Source organism: Alteromonas alvinellae, assembly GCF_902705805.1.
This window is the reverse complement of the sequence record NZ_CACSIH010000223.1, coordinates 1-21,649: the sequence shown is the minus strand read 5'-3', so window position 1 is coordinate 21,649 and position 21,649 is coordinate 1. Positions and strand designations below refer to the sequence as shown.

22 protein-coding genes and 1 pseudogene are annotated in these 21,649 nt (G+C 48.1%); 1 reads left to right on the top strand and 22 read right to left on the bottom strand.

Translation table 11 applies throughout. From position 1 onward, the window contains the following. Positions 1 to 37: 37 nt before the first annotated feature. The 12 genes from ACX5KA_RS17435 to ACX5KA_RS17380 all read right to left on the bottom strand — a co-directional run bounded on the left by ACX5KA_RS17435 (position 38) and on the right by ACX5KA_RS17380 (position 9,135). On the bottom strand, positions 38 to 379 hold the full coding sequence (locus tag ACX5KA_RS17435) for a hypothetical protein (RefSeq protein WP_024023025.1): 342 nt from the start codon (positions 377 to 379) through the stop codon (positions 38 to 40). Next, positions 379 to 876: a RadC family protein gene (gene radC / locus ACX5KA_RS17430; protein ID WP_000797298.1), complete on the bottom strand. Its 498-nt coding sequence runs from the start codon at positions 874 to 876 to the stop codon at positions 379 to 381. Before radC ends, ACX5KA_RS17435 begins: the two co-directional genes overlap by 1 nt. A gap of 82 nt (positions 877 to 958) precedes the next feature. Further along, positions 959 to 2,614, bottom strand: coding sequence for a VWA domain-containing protein (locus tag ACX5KA_RS17425; RefSeq protein ID WP_024023026.1), 1,656 nt, complete (start codon positions 2,612 to 2,614; stop codon positions 959 to 961). A 69-nt stretch (positions 2,615 to 2,683) separates the two neighbouring features. Continuing rightward, the gene (locus ACX5KA_RS17420) at positions 2,684 to 3,124 is read right to left on the bottom strand and encodes a hypothetical protein (protein ID WP_024023027.1); all 441 of its coding nucleotides are present in this window, start codon (positions 3,122 to 3,124) and stop codon (positions 2,684 to 2,686) included. A 61-nt stretch (positions 3,125 to 3,185) separates the two neighbouring features. Beyond that, positions 3,186 to 4,139 carry a DUF3150 domain-containing protein gene (locus ACX5KA_RS17415; RefSeq protein WP_000027441.1) on the bottom strand — a complete coding sequence of 318 codons (954 nt, stop codon included), beginning with the start codon at positions 4,137 to 4,139 and terminating at the stop codon, positions 3,186 to 3,188. A gap of 98 nt (positions 4,140 to 4,237) precedes the next feature. Beyond that, positions 4,238 to 5,002, bottom strand: a complete 765-nt coding sequence (locus ACX5KA_RS17410) for a hypothetical protein (protein ID WP_001901423.1) — start codon at positions 5,000 to 5,002, stop codon at positions 4,238 to 4,240. A gap of 2 nt (positions 5,003 to 5,004) precedes the next feature. Further along, positions 5,005 to 5,964: an AAA family ATPase gene (locus ACX5KA_RS17405; protein ID WP_000139694.1), complete on the bottom strand. Its 960-nt coding sequence runs from the start codon at positions 5,962 to 5,964 to the stop codon at positions 5,005 to 5,007. Positions 5,965 to 6,173: 209 nt separating this feature from the next. After that, on the bottom strand, positions 6,174 to 7,190 hold the full coding sequence (locus tag ACX5KA_RS17400; RefSeq protein ID WP_000862954.1) for a YqaJ viral recombinase family nuclease: 1,017 nt from the start codon (positions 7,188 to 7,190) through the stop codon (positions 6,174 to 6,176). A 60-nt stretch (positions 7,191 to 7,250) separates the two neighbouring features. Further along, positions 7,251 to 7,394 carry a hypothetical protein gene (locus ACX5KA_RS17395; RefSeq protein ID WP_000167276.1) on the bottom strand — a complete coding sequence of 48 codons (144 nt, stop codon included), beginning with the start codon at positions 7,392 to 7,394 and terminating at the stop codon, positions 7,251 to 7,253. An 81-nt stretch (positions 7,395 to 7,475) separates the two neighbouring features. Next, positions 7,476 to 8,294: a phage recombination protein Bet gene (gene bet, locus ACX5KA_RS17390; RefSeq protein ID WP_000414662.1), complete on the bottom strand. Its 819-nt coding sequence runs from the start codon at positions 8,292 to 8,294 to the stop codon at positions 7,476 to 7,478. A 79-nt stretch (positions 8,295 to 8,373) separates the two neighbouring features. Then, positions 8,374 to 8,793 carry a single-stranded DNA-binding protein gene (locus tag ACX5KA_RS17385; protein ID WP_000795984.1) on the bottom strand — a complete coding sequence of 140 codons (420 nt, stop codon included), beginning with the start codon at positions 8,791 to 8,793 and terminating at the stop codon, positions 8,374 to 8,376. Positions 8,794 to 8,808: 15 nt separating this feature from the next. After that, the gene (locus ACX5KA_RS17380; RefSeq protein WP_000455722.1) at positions 8,809 to 9,135 is read right to left on the bottom strand and encodes a hypothetical protein; all 327 of its coding nucleotides are present in this window, start codon (positions 9,133 to 9,135) and stop codon (positions 8,809 to 8,811) included. Positions 9,136 to 9,502: 367 nt separating this feature from the next. On the opposite strand from ACX5KA_RS17380, the gene ACX5KA_RS17375 reads away from it, so the two are divergent. Then, positions 9,503 to 10,105 (top strand): hypothetical protein, encoded by a 603-nt coding sequence (locus tag ACX5KA_RS17375; protein ID WP_000035788.1) that lies wholly within the window; start codon positions 9,503 to 9,505, stop codon positions 10,103 to 10,105. 90 nt (positions 10,106 to 10,195) lie between these two features. Here the strand turns inward: ACX5KA_RS17375 and ACX5KA_RS17370 are convergent, their stop codons facing one another. The 10 genes and pseudogenes from ACX5KA_RS17370 to ACX5KA_RS17325 all read right to left on the bottom strand — a co-directional run. Further along, positions 10,196 to 10,858: a uracil-DNA glycosylase family protein gene (locus ACX5KA_RS17370; RefSeq protein WP_000342215.1), complete on the bottom strand. Its 663-nt coding sequence runs from the start codon at positions 10,856 to 10,858 to the stop codon at positions 10,196 to 10,198. Positions 10,859 to 10,888: 30 nt separating this feature from the next. Then, on the bottom strand, positions 10,889 to 11,221 hold the full coding sequence (locus ACX5KA_RS17365) for a hypothetical protein (RefSeq protein ID WP_001132435.1): 333 nt from the start codon (positions 11,219 to 11,221) through the stop codon (positions 10,889 to 10,891). Positions 11,222 to 11,452: 231 nt separating this feature from the next. Next, on the bottom strand, positions 11,453 to 15,145 hold the full coding sequence (traN, locus tag ACX5KA_RS17360) for a conjugal transfer protein TraN (protein ID WP_000805219.1): 3,693 nt from the start codon (positions 15,143 to 15,145) through the stop codon (positions 11,453 to 11,455). Between the two features lie 2 nt (positions 15,146 to 15,147). Beyond that, the gene (locus ACX5KA_RS17355; RefSeq protein WP_458731761.1) at positions 15,148 to 16,128 is read right to left on the bottom strand and encodes a TraU family protein; all 981 of its coding nucleotides are present in this window, start codon (positions 16,126 to 16,128) and stop codon (positions 15,148 to 15,150) included. Positions 16,129 to 16,159: 31 nt separating this feature from the next. Continuing rightward, complete coding sequence (locus tag ACX5KA_RS17350; RefSeq protein WP_002040538.1) at positions 16,160 to 17,287, bottom strand: TrbC family F-type conjugative pilus assembly protein; 1,128 nt, start codon at positions 17,285 to 17,287, stop codon at positions 16,160 to 16,162. 7 nt (positions 17,288 to 17,294) lie between these two features. Beyond that, positions 17,295 to 17,807 carry a S26 family signal peptidase gene (locus ACX5KA_RS17345; RefSeq protein WP_002040537.1) on the bottom strand — a complete coding sequence of 171 codons (513 nt, stop codon included), beginning with the start codon at positions 17,805 to 17,807 and terminating at the stop codon, positions 17,295 to 17,297. Next, on the bottom strand, positions 17,791 to 18,138 hold the full coding sequence (locus tag ACX5KA_RS17340) for a hypothetical protein (protein ID WP_001044649.1): 348 nt from the start codon (positions 18,136 to 18,138) through the stop codon (positions 17,791 to 17,793). The genes ACX5KA_RS17345 and ACX5KA_RS17340 overlap by 17 nt, the downstream gene beginning before the upstream one ends. Next, positions 18,131 to 20,530: a type IV secretion system protein TraC gene (gene traC / locus ACX5KA_RS17335; protein WP_000648043.1), complete on the bottom strand. Its 2,400-nt coding sequence runs from the start codon at positions 20,528 to 20,530 to the stop codon at positions 18,131 to 18,133. The genes ACX5KA_RS17340 and traC overlap by 8 nt, the downstream gene beginning before the upstream one ends. Further along, positions 20,530 to 21,222, bottom strand: coding sequence for a DsbC family protein (locus ACX5KA_RS17330; protein WP_001228924.1), 693 nt, complete (start codon positions 21,220 to 21,222; stop codon positions 20,530 to 20,532). Before ACX5KA_RS17330 ends, traC begins: the two co-directional genes overlap by 1 nt. Positions 21,223 to 21,353: 131 nt before the next feature. Further along, positions 21,354 to 21,649 (bottom strand): annotated as a pseudogene (locus ACX5KA_RS17325) (nucleotidyl transferase AbiEii/AbiGii toxin family protein); the annotation flags it as partial.

Here is a 21,649-nt window from a genome sequence, read left to right as displayed (position 1 = left end):
GGGTCCTGCATTGAGCCGTTTGGTTAATGCAGGAACGTTAGTCAAGCTGGATACCATGTCGTCTTAATAGCCACATGATGGAATCACGAAGCACATCAGGATCGACAACCGCAGCCATCGCGCAAACACGAAAGCAAAATGGCGTTAATTCGTCATTTTGAATCCACGACAACACATCCCTTCGCAATCGAGTACTGACACGACCGTCCAGCAATACACGGATCGCATCCAATAGAATGCCTTCGCGTAACTGCCAGATTTCCGTGTCAGACCAAGTGACTGGGGCATCATCAAACTCAAATAGAAATTCGAGCTGTGATGACGTGTGTTGATAGGACTGCTTTTGTGATGAAGGAGAATGGGCAATGCGCCCATTCATTAAAGATAACCGCGTTCGGCAAGCGAAACGCAGCCCTCGGATGCGACCACGACATGGTCAAGCGTTCGAATATCAACAAGTGACAAGGCGTCACGGAGTCGATGAGTGATGCGTTTATCAGCTTCACTGGGTTCAGGATCACCCGATGGATGGTTATGAACCAGTATCACTGCTGCCGCATTAAGTTCTAGCGCTCGTTTTGTTACTTCCCTTGGATAAACGCTCGCTGCATCTAAAGTGCCTTTGAACAGCTCTTCAAATCGAATAACGCGATGCTTTGTATCAAGAAACAGTACGCCAAAGACTTCGTGCTCATACTCGTGCATCAGTGTTTGCAGGTATGAGAACGCCGACGATGGCTGTTCAATTTTTCGACCTTTACTCAATCGACCACGGGCAAGCTTGAGCGCCATATCTAAGATATCCGCTTCAGTCACTTGCTCAGGAACGATGTAAGTACCGGCTTCTTCGCCAGCTAAGAACTTTCTGTTTTTCATAGGAGTCTCCAAAAAAAACGGAGACGAACCCATGCCCAGGCGGGGACGGAATCGTCCCCGCAGGGTGGTAAAATGGATGTGGTTACTGAATTATCAGTTGTTGTGTTACTTCGAATAACTCACGCTTCAGATCTTTGACGTCGTTAATCACGATGCTTCGAGGAAAGAATTTCTCAACACTGCGTGTTTGAATCCCGATCCCCAGCAGCTCAAAGCCACTGCGTCTGCACCGGTCAACAATGTCATGCGTGGCAGCCCAATCATCTGGGTCACCATCCGTTAGCACTATCATTAGCTTTCGCTTCTGTTTTTGTGCCAACAAACTGTTTGCCGCAAACCACATAGCTTGTGCCATAGGCGTACAACCTCTTGGTTTTTGGTCAAAACAGGCGGCCCGATGTCGAACCGATTGCTTGGGCAATAACGCGATAGAAACTTCCTGATGAATACCAGGAAAATAACTGACCGCAGGTACAACACCCGGTATACCTTCCAATGCCATGGCTAAAGCCAAAGCGGCTTCATTGGCAACATGAAAATACTTGCGATTACCTTCGCCAATGGGCTTACCCATTGAGCCCGATATATCGACAAGCAAGTGCACAGCAGCATTAGGCGCAATGCGGGGCTGCCTTTGAATAAACAATCTCGACTCACCTGCTTGTGAAGCGGCAAGACGATGAGTTGCCACTCGAAGACCGTACCGTTTGGCATGATTCCGATTGTCCTGACTGGACTGAACCATGCCCCTAAGTCGGGCTCGAATTTGAGCCGACTCAGACGCCGATAAGGTCAAGATAGCCTCATCACCCAACATAGCTTGCTCTGCTTGGGGCAAACTGAGTGGAGTGACGCCCTGATGTCCTTCTGCTTGTTCCGACAACACTTCTGCCACTTGTGCAAAGGTATCGAGTTCAAAGTGAGCGGCACTGGCCTCTAAGGCTTGTCGCAAATTGTCAGCTTGATCAGAGTTATCTGAATCACTCGTTTCAGCAGCATCCCCTGTTGCAGACGAACTTGTTTCCGGGGTTTGACTGTCACTACTGCTATTGCTGTCATTACTCGCATCTTGTCCAATGTCATCACCGCCATCAGCATCAGACTCATCCTGTGGTGGACGAGATTCTTCTTCCAACATGGCAACGATGGCATCGACAAGTTTCAGCACTTCACCTGTAGATGCCAGGCTAGGCACTGCTGTCAGCATGGCGCTTAACCGGCTCATCGCTGCGGCAGGAAAGAGTTGTCTCACTCTTTCATCAACAGCTTGATACAAAGGCGTCAGCGCTTTCTGGCCCAGAAAATGGCATCTCAAGCGAAACAACAACCAGGCTTGCAAGTTAGATGCAGGCTCAGGCTGTTCAGGTACACACATTTGCTGTGTGTCCACCATGTACTCAATCACTTGCGAAATACTGCGCCGGGTTCCGGGGTAATCCTTTGCCAATTCGTTTTCAATGCGCACATCCTCAATAATATTGAGAAGTGCCTTACGGATCGGCTTAGACGACGCCTTCTTCACCATGTCAAAATTGGTATGCCGAATATGCGCCGCTTCATGAGCCAGATAACCCCAAGCTATTTGTTGATAGTGTGGGTCGTCTGGGTTTGCTGTTGGGATCACAATCCGCTCACCATCGGTAAACGCATCTTGTCCTTGAATAAGCACCTTCACACCAAACTTTTCGCCATAAGCGGCGGCAACGATTGGCAGTGCATTTTTTAATGGATGATTCATGGGAGTCTCCTAATCATTAGGGGGAATACTCCCTCAGCGGGAGCGTTTCCCCGCTGGGAATGTAAGTGTTTAAACCTGTGCTTTTAGCTTAACCAGGTCGTATTTTTGACCTAACCAAGCCACCAATTGAGCGGTACTCTCGTGCTGCTCAAATGACGTTTTAAGCTGGTCTAAACTCAGGATGTCATCCAATGTCAGACCATACTGGTCTTGTAACTGAGTAGACACCTCGTGTTGATATTGCAGCCAGGCCCGCTCATGAGCGGTTTGCTGCAATGCCATGTTTGGAACAAACACCATGGCCGTTACCCAAACACCTTGCCCGTCCGCATCTGCGATCAATACAGGGTTCTTGGGGATCACGACACTATGTGTTGAGTACGATCGTTGTACTAACGTTCGACAACACGCCACTTCTGGTATCGATTCACTTTCAACCGCATCAGTCACACCACGAAAATGCGGTTCAAACTGGTTCAGTTGGCTGGGGTTATGGATGGTTGATTGCATAATTTCCTCTTACATAGTTCAGAGGACATGCGCCCTTAAGGGCAACATGCCCTCAAGGACGTTAGAAATAAAATGAGTTTGGTACAGTCGAACCAAGGTTTGGTCTGACGGTTGGTTGTGGTATTGCACGTAAGTTATCTGCCTGAGCAGATACTGGCTGTGCGGGTTTAGGTTCAGGTTTGGGCATCAGTTGTCTGATATCCAATTGACCTTCACCGTGCATTCTCATCTTGTCTGGATCAGACAAAATTAAAATGGTCGCCATCAGTTCGTGATAGAGATTGTCTGTCACAGGGCCGGTCTTCGGCAGACGAACAAATAAATTGTCCATCGCTTCAACCATCGGCTGAACTCGATGATCCAGGAATGACAAACCATCCAACTTGTCTCTTAATCGCTTGAGAGGATTAAGGGCACGCTGACTGATTTGATTCTTTCCTGCAACGGAACGCTCAAACAGTTCATTAGCATCACGAGCCACCTCCCTAAATAGGGTGTGTCCCATGCCATTGACCTTGTCATCTAAGCCACCAGCTTGTTCAGCCGGTTGCATTCGATAGATGGCATAATCGAACTGAAGCCGTTGTTCCACGTCTTCGATGGGTGACAGCGCACGCCGAATTGCATCTGCAAATTCCGGGTGTTTCGCAACCCAGTCAAACGTCACCTGATCATAGTTGTCCAAGAACAACTGCTTGCACTGCGCAAACTCCTGACCGATCCTGTCAAGCTCTGGAACAATCTGATCAATTCGGTCTTCAGGGACGGCATAGCCACCTAAAAACCGCACACCGACTTGCTCACACAAGCGCTGCGCTTCTTTCTTAAGCCTTTCAAAGTTCGCCAATGCCTCTGGGTCGCAAATTTTTTTACTCCCTAAGCTGGCAACATCCTTCGGTGGAAGTTGGCTGCCATTGGCTAATCTGAAATCTTCAGGCCTTAGCTTTTTTCTACCGCTCCAGATGGAACAGTCGATGTGACAAATCAACAGTTTGTCGAGGGTTTGAATACTCATAGTGCATCCTCATGCGAGATGGGGACGCACCACTCCCAACAGGAGCAATGGCCCCCGTTTGGGTGGTAGTAGTTGACGCGCTAATGGCAATACCACTATCAGAAATAGTAATTTTGCGAATCAGGCGACGATTGGTTGAGATCGATTTTCACAGGCATTAAGTCCAGTGCTTCAGCTATCGGGCGAACCCGCTCTAAATCACTGCCTAGCAACCGCAATACATCTTTTTCCAACTTCAGTTGGTCGGATACTTCTATCCCTTCAGGACTCGCTACTGTGAGCGAACACAGTGGTGGTAATTGACGCTTAAAAGCCAGTAACAGCAACAATGGCCACGGGCCATCATCAGTGTTAACAATGCCAGCGCCTTCACCTGACACCATGCTGATTTGATTGGTACTAGGTAATCCGCTTTTGCAAAACCCTAATGACCATTCTCCAATCCTGACTTGGTTATCATCAATAACAGCCAAGCCATAGGCTTCAAGCAGCTTTGCCATATCGAACAACGCTTTTTGCGCCAGCGAGATTTGACCATTGACGTCCTTGCGAGTACGAAACTCCCAACTGACGTTATTGGCGCACGCGACGCTATCAAGCGCATTTGATAGTTCAAATGGCCGCCCTTGATGATCAATGCCGACTTGTCCAACAAATCGATAACCCTTGTTGATTTTCTCATTGATTCTTCGGTCTGCTTCTGCGTTAGGATCAGTCGAGTCAATTAATCGCTGCTGCGACAATTGACCTGCTTTTCCAAACCGAACTTCAATCTCCTGGGTATCTGATCCAACGTAAATGGCCCATTCTTTGGCTGTCCCATCAGAATGACTGTAACGGTAAAGAGCAAAGCACTTTTCCATCATCAATCCTCCCAGTGGTCACCGAAGACATCAGCGGCAATACGGTGAATGGCTTCACGTTGCTCCAACTCAGCACGAGCCGTCAAAGACCGAACCAGTGCATACTCCACTGCGTTAGGAGCGCCTTTAAAAGCAAGTGTTAACTTTGCCCAGCGCACCAAGGTCCGAGTGGACATGGTGATACTAAGCTCTGCACCGCCATCCGCGCCCCCAATAAAAAGACGACGAATGTCACCAGCCACCTTCACCATTTTTTGGCGAAAGACCTCTGGTAAGCCCGGCGCAACGTTCTCCAGAATGGCTTCCTCTACAGATGGTTCTGCATAGGTCGCTTCAATGATTCTAAAGCGATCAAGGAAAGCCAAATTCTGTTGAAGCACGCCTTGATACAAGCCCGTTTGGTCACCGCTGCCCGCACTGTTGCCGGTAGCGATAAAACGAAACTTGTTGTGTGGCATGATGATCTCTCCGCCATTTTGTGCGATGGCCAAAGGGGCACCTTCCAAAATGTCATTGAGCCCAGCCAGTTCAGCAGGCTCAGCAAGATCCATTTCATTAATGATCAGCAAATGGCCATGCTTTACAGCCAGTGCCAGCGGTCCATACACAAAGGTCATGTTGCCATTAACCAGTGTGTGGTGACCGATAAGATCGGACAATTCCAATCGACCGTGCGCAGTAATTTGCTGAACAGGCCAATTCAATCGAGAAGCAACTTGGCAAATTAGCGAGGTCTTCCCGCATCCAGTGGGGCCTGTAATATACAAACCGTCACCGTCTGGGTTAGACAAGAACGCCAATACGTCACGTAAGTCTTCTTTTCTAAAAACATACTCGTCCTTGCGAACGGGAATGTTTGGATGGGTAGTGTCGGCACTAAATCCTTCCAGAACGAAAGCATCAGGAGCCGGGACATTAAACGCTTGATTCACTTGAACCAAAAATGGGGATTGTTCAGTCATGGTAAACCTCATCAGTTTTGACGAGGCTCCATGCCCCAGCAGGGAATGAAGTCCCCGTCGGGTGGTATGTTGATTGTGGTATGGCTGTGTATGTAAGAGTTCAGCTCGCTCTATCATTCGTACCCAGCATTGGCTACGAGTGAAACTGCTTTCTGATGCACTCCATATGAGCGCATTAGAAAGGAGCCGAAATCGGCTCCAAGTGAACGTTAAAAATAAAATGAGCTCGGCGAGTCACCTGGCAGAACCAAGTTCTCTTGCTCAAGGCTGATTTTGATTGGTGTTTCAACGGGCTGCTCTGGCTTATTGGTGCTAATGCGCAACCGCTCTTGTGGCGCTTTTCGGTAAGCGGCTAAAACCTGTTCATCCAGCTCGCCTAACTTATCGGTGGCCAATTGCTTATAGTCCACCGTGCCCGCCATCATGTAGCGGCTGAGTTTGACCCCAGCATAGTCGGCATGAGCGTAGTTACCCATCATGGCGACCAATTTTGACTGGGCGTCTCGCATTTCCTCTTTCAAAGATTTAATGTGATTTTCCAGTCGGACCACTTCGGCATGTGCTGAGCAATACTGTCGAGACAGCGATGTCCAACGGTATTGGGCTTCACCCTTAGGAACAAAACAATCTTGCTCAGGGCATTTTGACGGTTCTTTTTTGGTCTGTACTAACTCCCAAAACTGAAGCGCTGTTTCTTGCAATTCAGTTAAGAACGCCGCGTCTCGTTGTATTTCAAACTCAATCAGTTGATCCTCAAAATAGAATACCAACCAACCACGCGTGCTATTGGCGACCAGTATTTGATGCTGTACTTGCACCCAATACAACTGGTACGCCTCGCTTTGTTCTCGATGAGCTTGCACATCCTCAAAAACTGACTGGCAAGGACATTTCAGTTCAACGGGCTCGCCCGCATCGTTGATGCCATCAAAGCTGGCTCGAAAGATTGCGTTATGATCGGCTTCTGCACATAACGGCAGAAGAAAGTCATTATGCGCATTTTCAAATGCTCGCCTTGCTTGAGGCTCCAACCGTATACCGCGAAGCACATTTGGATTATTCGACAGGTCTTCCGGTAATACGAATCCAGTTTTTTCTGCCCATAATCGCCAAGGTGTTTTGTAGGGTGAACGCCCCATAATAATTGGGGCTTCAGATGCCGTAACCCCTGCAATGCGCCACTGGTGCCATGCAGGAGTACGTTGTGATAGGTCGATAACCTTCATATTGCCTCCTTTGAAGGGAGACTCCCCCGAAGGAGAGAACTCCCCTTCAGGGTTAAGTGGTTACTTTGCAGCTTGTGCTAACGCTGTTTGGTGCTGAACAACACTTGCTTGAAGCGAATCAATTGCCGTTTTACCGGCTTGAATCGAACCTACGACAAGGGCAACAACCAATACCAAGCGAAAAAGTGAGGCTGATTTAGTCATGGAAGATCTCCAAAAAAAGACGAGACCTTCCCCCTGACGGGAGAATAATCCCGCCAGGGTTAGTAAAATGAATGCGTGGCTCTAAGAAGCTAAAGGCTGTGTGAGCGCTTTGGCTGCTTGTTGCTGTGCATTAAATATTTCTTGTTTCGCAAACGTCAGTTCAACACCTTGAAAATGTTCATTGGCATATTCCAATGCACTATTCCAAGCGTTTGAAGCTTCCGCCCGCTCGATAAGCTTGTAAACAAGCCCTCGGGTTCGATCATCAACTTGCTCGGGTGGAATCACCGATGGCTCAACAACGTGTGTTGCTTGGCCTTCGATAATTCGCTCCGCTTCGTCTTGATCGAAAATTCCCACAAAGCCAAACGCAATGCGGGAACACTGGATCATGGATTTATGTCTTAGCATTCGCTTAGTGTGCGTCTGCCATGGACCATCTACCCGGTAAGGGCCATTTTTGCCGTTACCTTCAAAAGGCGGTCGATAGACTTCATCCAGATACTCAGTGATTTTGACTGGGTGCGAACGGTCGCGCCGATAGATGATGCATTCCATCCATTCAGGGCATTCTTTCGCGCCATCCAGTGAGACTTTGTTTTCTGAAGTCTTAAACTCCATGCCATCAAACTGGTCGTGTTGATTGATGATGCGAGACCATCCATCGACACCTACCACTGGAATAATTCCAGCTTGTTTATCAGGGAACGCAAAAATCTCTTTGGTGAAAGGGTTCAAGCCGTACTGATCTGCAACCACCAAGAGCGCCATCATCTGCTCATTGGTCGGTGCACTACCGTCACGTTGCTTGAATGCTGTTGCTTTTAGGGTATCGAACAATTTGTTTGGATCGACACTAAAGCGCTCAGCAAAGCGTTGGATTAGCTTTGGTTTTTCCATTATGGACTCCGACAATCAAAGTGGGAGTCTGCCCCTGACGGGAAAGTACTCCCGGCTGGGTTAAAGCGTTTTTGCTCGGTTAAAAATCTGGTTCAGGATAAGTTTGTGCCCAATTAGCTTGGGAGCTCGCATCATCCGCCGGTGATGGCTCAGATGCTTTGTTCACACTATCAAGAAGCAGAAACTCGTCCGCGTCCACTTCGGTCAATCGATGCTTAATGCCATCTTTCTCCCATGAACGCGTGCGCTGAGGCCCTTGAACAAAAAGCTTCGCTCCCTTTTGGATTAAATCTTTTGCTCTTAGCCCTAACTTAAATCCACCACGATCTCGAAAAACGACCCGATGCCATTCCGTATGCTCTTTGAGCTCATTGGATTGACGGTCGCGCCATTTCTCAGAAGTGGCCAGTGAAATACTGGTCACTAAATCACCTGATGGATAGGCTCGTGTCTCTGGCTCAGCGCCAACGTAGCCTATGAGTGTTACTTGGTTTTTCATGATGTTCTCCTCGTCTTAGTTGAACTCTGTGCACACAGTCGCTTCTACCCGGCTGGGCAAAGAAGACTGACGACGCAGATAGGTTGGTATTTCGAGTAAAGCCATGTCGTACTGATGTGGCTCTTTGTAAAACGCAGATGTCAAACGGGGCATACCAGGAGCTTTAGGCACTGCCATTGGACGACGTTTTGGTGTTGGTGTGAGCAATCGCTTGATTTGAGTAAGTACAAATCGAAACGGACGCACGCTTTGACGAGCAAGCAATCGCAAAAGCGACCAGCTCAGTTTTGCTAGCAACATAATGCCCGCGATTTGGATAATAAATCCGAAGATATATTCCATTGGTGACTCCATAATTTGGTTTTGAAGGAGTCACCCCCAACTGGGGAAAACTCCCCCAGTTGGGTGGTGAAAAGGCGAACCGTAAGGAACGCATGGTTGAGCATGTAAGAACATGCAGGCTATTTGTTTAAGGAGGCTAGCTACCTCTTAGTACCACTGAGAATACTCAGCGGCGGGCTTCCTTTGAGCTCATGCTCTCAGGCGCAGATATCACTGAAACAGATCAGCAATATTTGATAGTCAGTGTAACCGTCTTATCCAGACAGGATAGTCAGAAAGATGCTCAATTCTTCCACCTAGCTGAAAGGCCATTACCTCACAGAGGATTAGTCTAGGGACTGATTATTGTCATATCAGGAGCAAACTTATGGCCCAAGCAAAACCCAGTTACTCAAAACCCATCTTTGAACAATCATTCACAATTAATAGCTTACAGGCGCAACGTGTCGTTGACCGTGTTTTTAGACGGACGGTCAGTGCGCTTTACGGAATCGATGTCATCCTGCGCATCATTGGCGATGAGAACGAAATTGATGACGTGGAACAGATCATTAGCCAGTTGATCGAGGATTGCGCTAAGGCGGTAGACAACGAACAATCTCGTTTGGACAAATTGATGGAGTCCAACGGCATCGATGAAGTACCTGACTACACCGACCCGATTACCTTCAACGCTAAAATCAGCTCGCCTCAGGTTGGCCAGTTTGTCGGCTTAGTGCGCAAACTCGATTCGTTGATGATCTCAATGGACACACTCTGGTTATCTAGCGTGCTTAGTAACAAGCAACGTGTTGATGGCAACTACGCATGGCAACAGCGCATTATCAAACTTGCACGACGCATTATTGATATCGAAATTCGTGCACGAAAATCAGCCCAAGCTAAGGGTAAAGAAGCAGAAGTTGAGCAAGCGGTGCCTTCAACCGATGACGATATCACTGAAGAGGAAACAGATACTCCCGCCAACTAGCGAACGGCTCCCATCACACAGCCCCTCTTGAAGGGGCTTTTTCAAGATACGACGCAAGGCTTGCGCTGCATATAACTATTCAAGCATTGGTTATATATGATTTTTGTAAGCGTGGTAGTTATCGAGTACTTGATGATAAAGCATGGCCGACTTTTTTCTTGCGGCAGGATGGAAGGCATTGATGAAGACAACCCCGTCATTAACATGCACTCGTTCGCTAACTTTTTTAAGCTCAGGGAATACGTAACGTTTAACTTGATTATATGTGCCGCAAAGCACAACAATATCAGGGTTAATCAACTCAATTTGCCTTCGAACAAAAGGGGCAAATTCTTTGGCATGGGCGTCAAATGATTTTTGGTCGGTTCGCGCACTTCCAGATGTTTTCCTTATATTTATGTATGCAATATTCTTAACTGCATTTTTTTCATTTAATTTAGCATCTCTCAGTGACGGCACAGCCCCATCATATTTTTGAAGTCCGTAAGCCCAACGCCCCACCCGACGAAGAACCTTTCCTCGCCACCATCCACTTGCCTTCACCTCAATAGCCCTATTAATAGCGTTGACAATATTTTGCTTTGCTTCATTTGTTTCCTTTAAAACAAACAAAACTTTTTTACCACAACTATCCCAGTCCTCAGTTGAAATCACTCCATCGTAGTTGAAATACCAATCCTTCGGGAATGCCTCTGACCATGCAACCATTAACTTATCAAGACAGTCTATTTCTGAAACATATTTATCATCCATAGGAAAACTCAGGCTGGTTCTTATAAAACATCATTTGGATAGATGGGTAGTTCCATTAGGTAGCCATTCAATATTTAAAGTGCCACCACCAAAACGCACAATCCCTTCCTTTTTCGGCAGCTCGTTACATTGACCTCGGTATTCTATGAAATTATCCAGAAGTTCAAGCAAGTGTAATTTGAAGCCTGATTCGGTGACCTGATCAAAAATGTCATCTTCAAGAGTCCAAGATGTTCCGCTTAGGCGGTCTTCGTCATCTTCCGCACGAAACACCACCTCACCCGACACCTTCACAATGTCAGGGTGTTGTTTTGAAAGCATAGACAAACGAGTAGCTTCAAAGTTTTGATCGAAATTAGGCATTATTAATTTTCCTTTTATCATAAATTTTATATGTGCCAGACTATCAGCTTTTCCTTTTTGCAGCAGCCTCCTAAGTCTGAAAATGGTAAAAAAATAAGAGCAAATTGCGCACACGCTGAACAGAAAGTATAAGAGGCCCAAAGTGCCAAATTGGTTACCTTAAGGCGCAATAAGCTCATTAAAGTAACCATGATGGAACATTATTGGCAAAGCTGTTTTAGATGGATACGCTCAATTATTCCCCGAAATTTCTTCCGTCGCCTCCTGACGCAGTTTCTGTGCATCCATTCCGTTTAGCCGTTCAATGGCTCTATCTGCGGCACTCTGACGATTTCCATCAACGTTTAGCGTACTTCCTGAGCCTGTGAGTCGTTCCAGATCCAGTGACGGTACTTCGGGTAGGTTGCCTGTTATCGACAAGATACCTATCCATTCATCGAGATTGACTTGGCTCCAATCTACCTGGTTTAACTGACTCGCGGTCAAACCTTCACAGTTTGGTGACTTGGCACTGCCCCAACCAAGGCCCAATTGAGGACGTACTTGTTCTTGAATGATCCGTGAAAGTGGCGAAGTAAAACAGCAATATGACTGCCGTTTTTCAACACAGGCACCTAAGAACTTAGACTTGCAGTAAGAGCCTACATAGTGGCAACTCTTCAATACCCGCTTGGCGTTCATTTCAAACTCGCTCTGCTCACATTTCCAGATAAGCTGAATGAGGATCATAGTGACTGAATAAATCATGTAGGCCGTCATAACCGTACTCAGAACCGCGCCCGCAGCGCCCCCCAGGGCAAAGTTACCACCCGAAACGACACCATCGGCTCCAACCGCACCACCAACGTTACTAAACAGTGCCGATTGCGCCCCCGAACCAAACGTAGAGCCTACCCACTCAGCCGTTTTGTTGGTCAACACCTGCATAAAGCCAGTCGCAGCTTGCTCCGCTCCCGCGCCAGCAGCCGTTGATGGCCCAGCCCCCATGAGAGAGTCCCATGCAGACACAAAAGGCTCTTTAACCGCACTCCAGGTACTGGTGATTGGTTCCCTGAGCGTATTCCACGAACCATAGATTGCCGAAGACGGATTCATGGCCATGACTGCCGTATCAAGCTTGTTAACCGCCACTATCATCGTGATGTAATCCGATAACGACACGCCACTTGGCTTTTCACAGCAATCCACTATGCCACCAACGGCTTTTTTGCACTGGCCAGCATTACCTTTAAAGACCGTACACTCGACGTTATCTTGGCCATCAGCTCCCGTACATGACATATCATTGGTCATAAACTGCGCCGCATTAAGCATCGCTGCGGCTTCTGCAAAGTTAGCCTGCTTGATTGACTCTGGCTCTAAACAATCTGTGCCCATACAGCGAACTGGCCCCTCACAGTTGTATTGAGTTTCCATTCGTGCATTTTGCACTTCAACGCTTTGTCCGCAGTCATACACCAAACTTTGGATATAGCAGAAGCCTTCATGACCAGCCCCGCCTTCAGTGCATTCGGTTCTGACGTACTGGCAGGCCAGGTTTTGCTCCAGCGCGGCACACGTATTGGTGGTCGTGTTTTGTCCGTTATTAACGATGGTTTGTGTATTACCATTGGCATCTACCCAGCTATCTGAGCTGCCCATGTTGAACTCTGGATGAGCAGTCGAAGCATTGTAGGTTGCTCTTGCCCTCCAGCATGAGAGTCCCAGTCCATCAGAGCTGCCGCGACTGGTTAAATGAACAGGAGACGAAACAACCGCTGGATAAAGGCTCCCAAGATTGGCCAACTCGCCACTACCAACCGTTAACCCGTCGATTCGTTTTGTGCCCGTATCCAAACACTGCCACTGCACGGCAGTAAACTGATCCGTTTGCATCAAGCATTGGTCTATGCCCGGATCACTTGATTGATGAACAACGTCCTGTTCTAAGTACTTGCCAGAGAAGGTCAATGAAGCGCTCAGTTTCGCAGGAGCCAAACACTTCTGAACTTCTCGGCTGCAAGTATCGAAATCGACTTTGTTCCAGCCGGATTCACATCTGGAACGAGTAACTTCCTGAGGTTCATGCCACGAAATAATCGACCCATTGGCGACTTTACACAATGAACCAACCAAGGTTCCTTTTGGACACGTCATTTCAGGGTATTTAATGGACGGTTTCGTCTCAGTCACCGTTTCCTTATTGCCCGTCAGTGAGAGTGTCGTTTTCCAACCATTTGCCTTGGATGGCGACTCGGTAATTTTTATCTCAGTATTTTGATTATCAAAAATTCTCAGTATCGCGTTCCCAGTTTGCATAGTACTGCTGTGCTGTGGAACAAAGCTGAGCGTTTCAGAGCTAAAGCAACCACGCTCAATAGACCAGCTTTGTTGATGAGTTTCAGCGGATACACGTCGTTCTAACTGACACTCAGTAAGCGTGCTGATCTTCTCGCACACCTGGTAATCCGGTACATGCTTGGTTTCAGTAAATGGCGTAATCGTCTGAGTAGGCTCACAGGCCTCAAAACTACTTGGCATAAGGTTAGATACCACACACTTTGGATCGCTGGTTTGCAATCCACAGTCATAGGTATCGGTAAAACGAATGCATTCACCTTTATCATTGGTCTCGGCACATTCTGACGACATGAATCCACAGGAAGGATTCGCTTCAAGCACTTGGCAGGCCTGATTTTCAATCCCCTTATAGCTTTCATCATCCACACTGACTTGTACACGCCGACACAAAGGCGATATGCCAGCCACAGGGCTAGGGGCAAAGTAGGATTCACAAACTGAAACACCATTGACCACCGTACATCCGTTGGTTGAAGAAGGCTGATCCGTGCATTGAATGCTGTAGTCTGAAAACTTCGTCGGGATATCCGCTGCTTGTTCGATACAGGATTGTGGCGACCAACTATCATTCATCACTACCTTGGTTGGATCAAAGCGCACCTTTATGCGTGCATAGCCCTCACCACTACCCGTAACCGATACGCGAATTTTTACCGGCACTTCTAAACCTGGTTCTACCGCTTTTAGCTTGGCAGTGAGATCGGTATTTGGATTGCGCTCCCAACTGGTACTGAGCTCGCAACGACCTGCCGTTTCTGGTGGAAAGTTATTGTTCGGCCCAGACCAGACTTTCTGATCACCAAGCCACACTTGCATGTAGTCATCCCATTTGGCGTATTCAAGAACGGCTGAGGTAATCGCATCGGGGTTCACGACTTTGAGTGTGATGGCCTGTTCAAACACTTTACAACGGCCACTCCAGTAGTTGTCGCCAATTCGTCCAATCCAAACTTCAAGACACCCCTCACCACAAGAGCGAAGGTTCATCGGCCCTGAAACATGCTCAATGATGCCTGCCGTGTAATCGTGAGTAATAGTGCAGCTGTTAACCGCTGTATTGAGCCTGTCACATTGCTGGTAATTTGGGCTGCCTTCACCTTGAGACTCACAGCCGGGGAAGCTTTGGGTTAATAGATTGGGGTCAGTTTGAACCGCATCAGTTAATGCCCAAAGCGGATCATTGACCATATCTGGCCGAGACCTGTCTTTGATTTGCTGTAGCGAGCGAAACGCCTCACCCGTAGCGCCACTTTCGGATGCCATGCTCTCTTGGCGCTGCGTCCCCAATTGATTCATGCTGGCATCAGAGCCATAAACGCCCGTTAAGACATCTAATGAGCCCTGATCCATACCAGGAAATAGCTCTTGCAAGTTAATGGACTCATTACCACTGCCACTCGGCACCAACAATGTATTGCCGTTAAGTGCGGGCATCGTCCAGTTTTGCAGTAATTGCTTACCTTCTTGTTGTCCGCTTAAGCCGGATTGGCGCTGCACATCAGCGGCCACACCATGTAAGGGCAAGCAAGCCATAGTGATTGATAAAACACCCGCTAAAACTCGGGTAAAAAGTGTTGGTTTCATAGTTAACCTCCCGAGTTACAGCAGTCTTGCCAGCGCCACAAAATGTAGAGCGCATCTTCACCGGCACCGGGGATCGTTCGCCACTCTCCCCATTTCATGGTGCTTTCACCGATGACATGCGCACTTTCAGTTTCCGGTACAGGGAAGAACATACTCATCTTGTATTGGGATTTCGGCAGCATGGGTTCGATAACAGGTCGGCATAGCGCACTGTTCCCCATTGTTCGCCTAGCAAGACCACGCCTGTGTTGAGCCGCGATTGCACGCGCCGCTAAATGGCTGGTGTTTTCTGCTAATGAGCCAATGGCTAAGGTGTGGCCAGATAAGGGATAGAGATGGCCCCAACTGCCAGCACACCAAAACAACTGGTCGATGGGTTTACCAAGCGTCGATGAGGCAGCGTCAGCGGTACAAGCCGAAATAGCCAATGGATTGGCAACGGCAGCAGCTTCAGGCTGAGTAAAAAAGGCCAGTTCATCGTTCAGCCATGTTGGGTCCAATTCCGACAAATACATCAAGTCAAAGTCCATGTAACCATCGACATTGCAATTGCCATCCATGAACAAATCGAGCATGACCAAAAGCGGAAAGGCGTAATAATGGTAATGGTAGAAAGCGAGATCACCGGTGTCGTATTCACCCTCGCCATGACCACCTTGCAGTCGTCTATCACCTAACGGTAAACGAATCCCTCCCAGGGAAGGCGAGCAACCCGGCGTTCTGACCAGTTCAATCAGACGCGCTGGCTCCCACATGCTGGTAACAATACCTGGCCTTGGCACACCTAAGTTGTCTTCACATAAGCAAAATGACTTGTTTGATGCGCCGCTTGGGACATTTCCAGAACCAAGAGGAAGACCGGCAACCCGGATAGGAAAAATGCATGACCAGCAAACATCCGTCAGCAACTTGCCGGACAATAACCCCGCGTCTGGGCAGGTCAGGTCGGCTTTTGCAGGAATAGATGCGCTTAGGACAAACATGACAACGAGAGTCCGCAACAGACGATACGTATTATTGAGCTTTTTCATGAACAAGCTCCTTTGCTGGAATTTCTTCTATTTCAAACGCGAGTCCCTTTGCTTGAACAAACGATGGGGTGACTTGCAAATCAAAGCGCTGCTTTAGCGAGGCATTGAGAAGATAAACCGGACTGTCCAATGTCTTTTCTATCGCATTGAGGCGATTCCAGCCTTGAGTACGGTCGAGCTGCGTGGTGATAAGCGTAATGCGGCGCAGTGTCCTATCTTGGCCCTCAAGCCAATGCGCTACTGCGTCCACTTCTTCAGCGTTCGACGCATTAAACACCACGAGCTGCTGAGTAAATGGCAAGGCTTTTAGCGGGTTAATACGCGTTCCCGCTGGGATCAATGTTCGGCCATTGGCATCCAATAGTGGCCGCTGCATGACGATGGTTGGATCAACCGTTCTTATCCGATACTGCGTGGCTTTGGGTAACTCAGTAAATGTTTGGCGAGACCAGAAACGCTCAATGGCTTTTTTCTTTAACGCGCCCAAGTCAATCGACTGTAAACGCTGCATCGCTACTTGCACCAAATCCGGTTCTAAAATCGAATGAATAGGACCGCGTTGACCCAATGAACCGGTATTGCCTGTTTCAATTTGACGCTGCAACCAGTCCTTGCTGTAAACCCCTAGTGCACTTGCAGTCACCTTGTCATCTTCTATGCGGAAAATAGCAGGCACGCTAGTCACCCGCCAGTGCACAAAGGCTTTCGGATCGATTCGAACCTGAGGAACAGGATCAAGCCCCGTCATCAGCGTATGCCAATCACGGATAGCCGCCCCCAAGGTCTTTCCTTCAGGAATTCCCCGAAACAACACAATAGCGCCGGTAGCACTGGCCTCTTTAAATAGCTGCTTCAGTGAGGAATCTCCCAGTGAAGACGACGCAAAAATCAACCATTCATCGTTATGTTTGAGCGACGCAGGTTGTTCAATCGGTGAAAAAGGCTCGATAAATTCAGATGAACCATCCACAGCACTTTGTAAAATGCTGCGGCTCATTTCAACGATCTTTTTGTCCTCATCAGACAACGGATAAGGCTCTTGTGCCCAGGAAACTTGAACCCAAGCCAATGGAGCAACCAACAAAAATAAGAGGCATAGTCTTCTCATCATCCACCTCCTACCAAAGCGGCCAAGCGCGACCAACAATCTGCTCGCGCTTAACGGCATTCCAATAGCGGGAGTCAAAACTCGTTGCAGCCTCACCGGAAAACCAATATTCGTTTTCTTGCAGCGTCAATGAGCGGCTAAATTCTGTTTCCGCCACACCAAGACGCTGGGCTAATGCCATGCCATTTGAGACTTCAGCACCGTTCACCATCACATGCTCAGGCGTCACCTTGACTTCATCCCCAGGCATCCCTGTTAGGCGTTTCAGCATCCGAGTACCGTCGTTATATAACGGAGCGAGTCCTTTTGAGTGGAAGGCATACAAACCATCCTTAACGGGCTTTTTATTCCATAGGTCAATCAGATACACCGTGGTATCAGGCAGGCAGCGCTCTTGCTGGGTATCAATACCTATTCGGTAGCGCATCATGGCGTAGGTGCCTACCAAGGCCATGATTAACGCAAGAACAGTCAACTGGATGAGGTATGGCCGCCAAGGCATTCTTTTACGGAGTATCTGCATGAGACACCTCCTTTGAGCCTAATGGCACAAATACGGAATCATCAGCACCCACCACCGCTTGGGCATCCAGCACGATAAAACCGGCTGCTTTTAGCTTTTCAATTTGCTGATTGGTCTGAAGCAACCTGGATTCGATGTCTTGTTCGCTGGCATTGGGGCCCAGTGACAGCACAGCCTCCCCAAAATCCACGACCGCAATGGGCGTACTTAACGCCAACTGGCTGTGGATGGGTTCGAGTGTTTTCATTAAGAGCCAGCTGGTCATTAAACCGCTACCAGCAATAGACAAAGTAATAGAGGCCATAAATGGCCAAAGCGTGGTCTTATTCATAGCCTCGCTCCTTCAACAACTGAGAGATGGCATCAGCAACAGAAAGGCCTTTGCGCGTTAACTGTTTAATCGCGTTTACATCTTCTGCACGGGACGAGTACAACAGCTTGTGAAACGGATCGACGATGAGGCGGCCAATCCCGGTGCCCATTTCGGTAATAAAGAAAATTTCGGAATAGACACCAGTGACGGTATGAACCGTTTTCAGGTATTCATAGCCGCCTTCACCTAGTGGCAAGCGGCCTTCTTTTTTGAGCGCGTTGATGGTTTCAGCTTTTTGACCAAGCAGGTACATATTGGCTGAGTTTTCAGCGATGGCTTTACCTGTAGGGCTATCATACAAATCGTTGACCGATTGCGTTACCGTTACAGCACTGCCACCATATTTTCGAAATCGCCGGTAACCCGTTTCGATAAATTTACCGACATCACCTTGAGTCAGCAGATCCCAGGCTTCGTCGATGAACACAATCTTGCGACGATCCCGCTCACCTAAGTACATCTCTTGTTGGATTTGGTAGATAAGCTGAAGCAACACCACTTGTTGTAGATGCTTACGCCCCTTGAGCTCTTCTAACTCCAGAACGGTGAAACGGTTTTTGAAGCGAATATTATTGTGGCCATTAAAGAAGCGGCCATATTCGCCCTGTGTCGTAAATGGATAGAGCTGCTCACCCACGTCTTGCACACGTCGGTCTTCGTGATTTTTCAAGGCCTCTGCCACATCATCAACCAACATGGCACGACCTTTTTTCTCCCACAGTTCACGGGTCTGACGCTTTAGGTTTGCCATCTGAAAATCGGTTAATGACTGCGTAGGTGCGGCCATTGCGGCCAATAACCCAACCAACACATCCGCTTCTTCGTCATAGTCCTCAACGATTTCAAACGGATTTAAGCAAATGCCACTGTTTCGCCCGAACTGTAAGAACTCACCGTCATAGACTTCACACAGCTTTTCATAAGAGCGGCCAACATCAATCACCCAGCATTGCCCGCCTTCTGATAGGTAGGAGGAGATGATTTCGTTCACCAGGAATGACTTACCCGATCCCGATTGCGCCGCGATGCAACAATTGTAATTACTGCCCGAGTCATAAAGGGACACACTCATGATCTGGCCATTACGGGAAACAAAGTTAATCACCGGCGTGCCAGTGCCTTTCCAATCCGCAAATAAAGGCAACAGAGGGATGACATGCCGTGTCGCCATGGTCTTGAATCGAAACAAGTCGTTCATCGCCTGGCGGTCAGCACCAAATGGCAAGGCATTCAGGAAAATGGGCAAACAGAAGTACTTGTCTTCCATCAGCTCAAATCCGAGTTCTTTGAAATAAGTTCGAGCATTTGAAACAGAGCTGATGGACGCTTCTCCCGTTGGTGAAAACAGCGTCAAAGTCATATTGGCCCGAATAGGACGATCACCTTCTTGCAAAGCTTCAAAAAGAACATCAAATCCCTTTTTCTTGGCTGCAAGCACCGGCACAAACTTGAGCATCGGGCCATAGGCCTGATTGACCGCCCACTGACGCTTCGTCTCTAAACGAGATCTCATCGCCTCAGCTGAGGGAAAGTGAATGGTGACATTTAGCAAAAAGCTGCCGCGTAAACCGCGACTGCCCGTCATCATATCGCCCGCAAAACTTGCGGCATGACCAAACCAGATCCGCTCAGGCAAGCGTTTAAACGATAAGGTTTTAACTCGGTAATCGCCCAGCATCAGACCTTGGCTATCCACCTTGATAGCTCGGTCATAATCCAACACTTGCTCCCGAAGTGGTTTATCTGCCTCACTGCGGATTGGTGATGGATTGCGCCAGGAAGCATCTTTTCCCCAGTTAAGCTGAGCACTTATTGCCGCGAGCCAGTTTCGGTCAGTCATCTCAGTGACGCGAAAACCAACCGTTGCCAGCGCTTGCGAGAAAGAAGCCCGAAGCGCGGATGCTCGACTCAACTCACGCTCCGTCGGTATAGGACTTTCCAAAGGCAATTTGCAGGTGACGATCAGTTGAAAGTTGCGAACCTGAGTCTGGGTCGATTCTTCTATCGGTTGAACCGTGCCCCCATCGAGAAAATCCGCACGTTTGCGTATCGACGCCCTAAGCAATGGATCGGATTGACGATGCCGTAAGCCCATCATGCGCTGAAGGTCGGTTTGAATATCAGGCGAGGCGTACAGGCCAAATTGCAGCAAAGTGTCTTTTGGCCAGTCGTTGTTGAGAAGAACATTAACCCTGTCTGCAACAGACTCATCACCACCCGGCAATGGGTCACATAGAAAACCAAAGCCAACACTTTGGTCTTCCATGAAAAACAGTTGCTCATCGTCTGAATAGGCCAATACTGGCAATAGCTCTGAAGCGCGTTGCCCTGAATACAGAGAGGCTTTCATTAACGCCCCTCCAACCAAGCAGAAAGATCATAAGGACGGCCTCGGCTGATGCGACCATCATTGGCGACGATGAAAGGCACACCTTGAATGCCCAGGATTTGAGCCGTCACCAAGGTACGCTGCATTGGTTCTAAGTTGCAGGCATCATCCTGTTCTAGGTTACCAATCCGGCCATTCAGCAATGCATCGGTGGCCGCTTTTTTGTCACGCGCACAGCCAAGCTGGCGAACCTGACGCTCTGAATCAGGACCAAGCACTGGCACAGGGAGTATTTGGAAGGTGTATTCTTTGGTTAGCGGTAGGGCTTGTTTCAAAAGCTCATGGCAATGCGGACACCGGGGATCAACAAAGACCACCACTTTCTTTTTGCCTTCACCCAGCGTCAGTGGATTCAAATCATCCATTTTTAAGCCAAGACGACTTAAGTCCAGCGTGTTACCCGCTTCACGAATTTCTTCAAGGCTGGTAAGCGGCTTTTTCGACCAGGCATCATAGAGCGTGCCATCAATGACGAACCGGCCACTGTCTGACATGAAAACAATACGGCCATTGCTTTCGACCGCTTTCATACCCGTGACCGGCAAAGAAACCATGCCGTCAATTTTGCCAACGGGCGACACTTCAGACACAGGTTCAGCTTGAACCAATGGAGACAGCGCAAGCGCCAGAATAATTGGAGATAGTTTTCGCATGAGGAGTCCTCGTTAATGTAAATCGAGGCTCCAGTCTATGCAGTTGTCCTATGTGGACTCGGTTAGATAGATTGAAGAAATCGCAATCTAACTAGGGGGCTTATAGCTCGTTGAGGTTTGTTATAAACGAATTACTCGGCGTTTGCGTTAACAAGCCAATCATCAAGCACTTGCTTCAATTTATCTAATTGCTCTTGATGTTTTGCTTGATTCTTTGCCAATTTGTTAATGTTCTGCAACTTCCAACGAATCGCTGGCAAGTCTGCTGCTTTAGGATAGTCAAACAATGCCCAGTCAGGTTGTCCTCTTTTGAATGACATAAGGAAAGCATGATCCCTTTCTGTGAAATGTTTTTGCAGTTCAATTAACATCATGGGCCTAAGAGGCTAAGTCTTCGGGGTATACGGATTTAATGGTTGATGGGGCA

What these genes read in the sequence shown, in the direction of transcription:
- ACX5KA_RS17375 (WP_000035788.1), top strand. Translation starts at nt 9,503, where the DNA reads ATGGCCCAAGCAAAACCCAGTTACTCAAAACCCATCTTTGAACAATCA.
- radC (WP_000797298.1), bottom strand. Translation starts at nt 876, where the DNA reads ATGAAAAACAGAAAGTTCTTAGCTGGCGAAGAAGCCGGTACTTACATC.
- traC (WP_000648043.1), bottom strand. Translation starts at nt 20,530, where the DNA reads ATGAAAGCCTCTCTGTATTCAGGGCAACGCGCTTCAGAGCTATTGCCA.
- ACX5KA_RS17350 (WP_002040538.1), bottom strand. Translation starts at nt 17,287, where the DNA reads ATGATGAGAAGACTATGCCTCTTATTTTTGTTGGTTGCTCCATTGGCT.
- ACX5KA_RS17405 (WP_000139694.1), bottom strand. Translation starts at nt 5,964, where the DNA reads ATGACTGAACAATCCCCATTTTTGGTTCAAGTGAATCAAGCGTTTAAT.
- ACX5KA_RS17330 (WP_001228924.1), bottom strand. Translation starts at nt 21,222, where the DNA reads ATGCGAAAACTATCTCCAATTATTCTGGCGCTTGCGCTGTCTCCATTG.
- ACX5KA_RS17340 (WP_001044649.1), bottom strand. Translation starts at nt 18,138, where the DNA reads ATGAATAAGACCACGCTTTGGCCATTTATGGCCTCTATTACTTTGTCT.
- ACX5KA_RS17385 (WP_000795984.1), bottom strand. Translation starts at nt 8,793, where the DNA reads ATGAAAAACCAAGTAACACTCATAGGCTACGTTGGCGCTGAGCCAGAG.
- bet (WP_000414662.1), bottom strand. Translation starts at nt 8,294, where the DNA reads ATGGAAAAACCAAAGCTAATCCAACGCTTTGCTGAGCGCTTTAGTGTC.
- ACX5KA_RS17380 (WP_000455722.1), bottom strand. Translation starts at nt 9,135, where the DNA reads ATGGAATATATCTTCGGATTTATTATCCAAATCGCGGGCATTATGTTG.
- ACX5KA_RS17420 (WP_024023027.1), bottom strand. Translation starts at nt 3,124, where the DNA reads ATGCAATCAACCATCCATAACCCCAGCCAACTGAACCAGTTTGAACCG.
- traN (WP_000805219.1), bottom strand. Translation starts at nt 15,145, where the DNA reads ATGAAACCAACACTTTTTACCCGAGTTTTAGCGGGTGTTTTATCAATC.
- ACX5KA_RS17425 (WP_024023026.1), bottom strand. Translation starts at nt 2,614, where the DNA reads ATGAATCATCCATTAAAAAATGCACTGCCAATCGTTGCCGCCGCTTAT.
- ACX5KA_RS17415 (WP_000027441.1), bottom strand. Translation starts at nt 4,139, where the DNA reads ATGAGTATTCAAACCCTCGACAAACTGTTGATTTGTCACATCGACTGT.
- ACX5KA_RS17395 (WP_000167276.1), bottom strand. Translation starts at nt 7,394, where the DNA reads ATGACTAAATCAGCCTCACTTTTTCGCTTGGTATTGGTTGTTGCCCTT.
- ACX5KA_RS17345 (WP_002040537.1), bottom strand. Translation starts at nt 17,807, where the DNA reads ATGCAGATACTCCGTAAAAGAATGCCTTGGCGGCCATACCTCATCCAG.
- ACX5KA_RS17355 (WP_458731761.1), bottom strand. Translation starts at nt 16,128, where the DNA reads ATGTTTGTCCTAAGCGCATCTATTCCTGCAAAAGCCGACCTGACCTGC.
- ACX5KA_RS17410 (WP_001901423.1), bottom strand. Translation starts at nt 5,002, where the DNA reads ATGGAAAAGTGCTTTGCTCTTTACCGTTACAGTCATTCTGATGGGACA.
- ACX5KA_RS17365 (WP_001132435.1), bottom strand. Translation starts at nt 11,221, where the DNA reads ATGCCTAATTTCGATCAAAACTTTGAAGCTACTCGTTTGTCTATGCTT.
- ACX5KA_RS17435 (WP_024023025.1), bottom strand. Translation starts at nt 379, where the DNA reads ATGAATGGGCGCATTGCCCATTCTCCTTCATCACAAAAGCAGTCCTAT.
- ACX5KA_RS17400 (WP_000862954.1), bottom strand. Translation starts at nt 7,190, where the DNA reads ATGAAGGTTATCGACCTATCACAACGTACTCCTGCATGGCACCAGTGG.
- ACX5KA_RS17370 (WP_000342215.1), bottom strand. Translation starts at nt 10,858, where the DNA reads ATGGATGATAAATATGTTTCAGAAATAGACTGTCTTGATAAGTTAATG.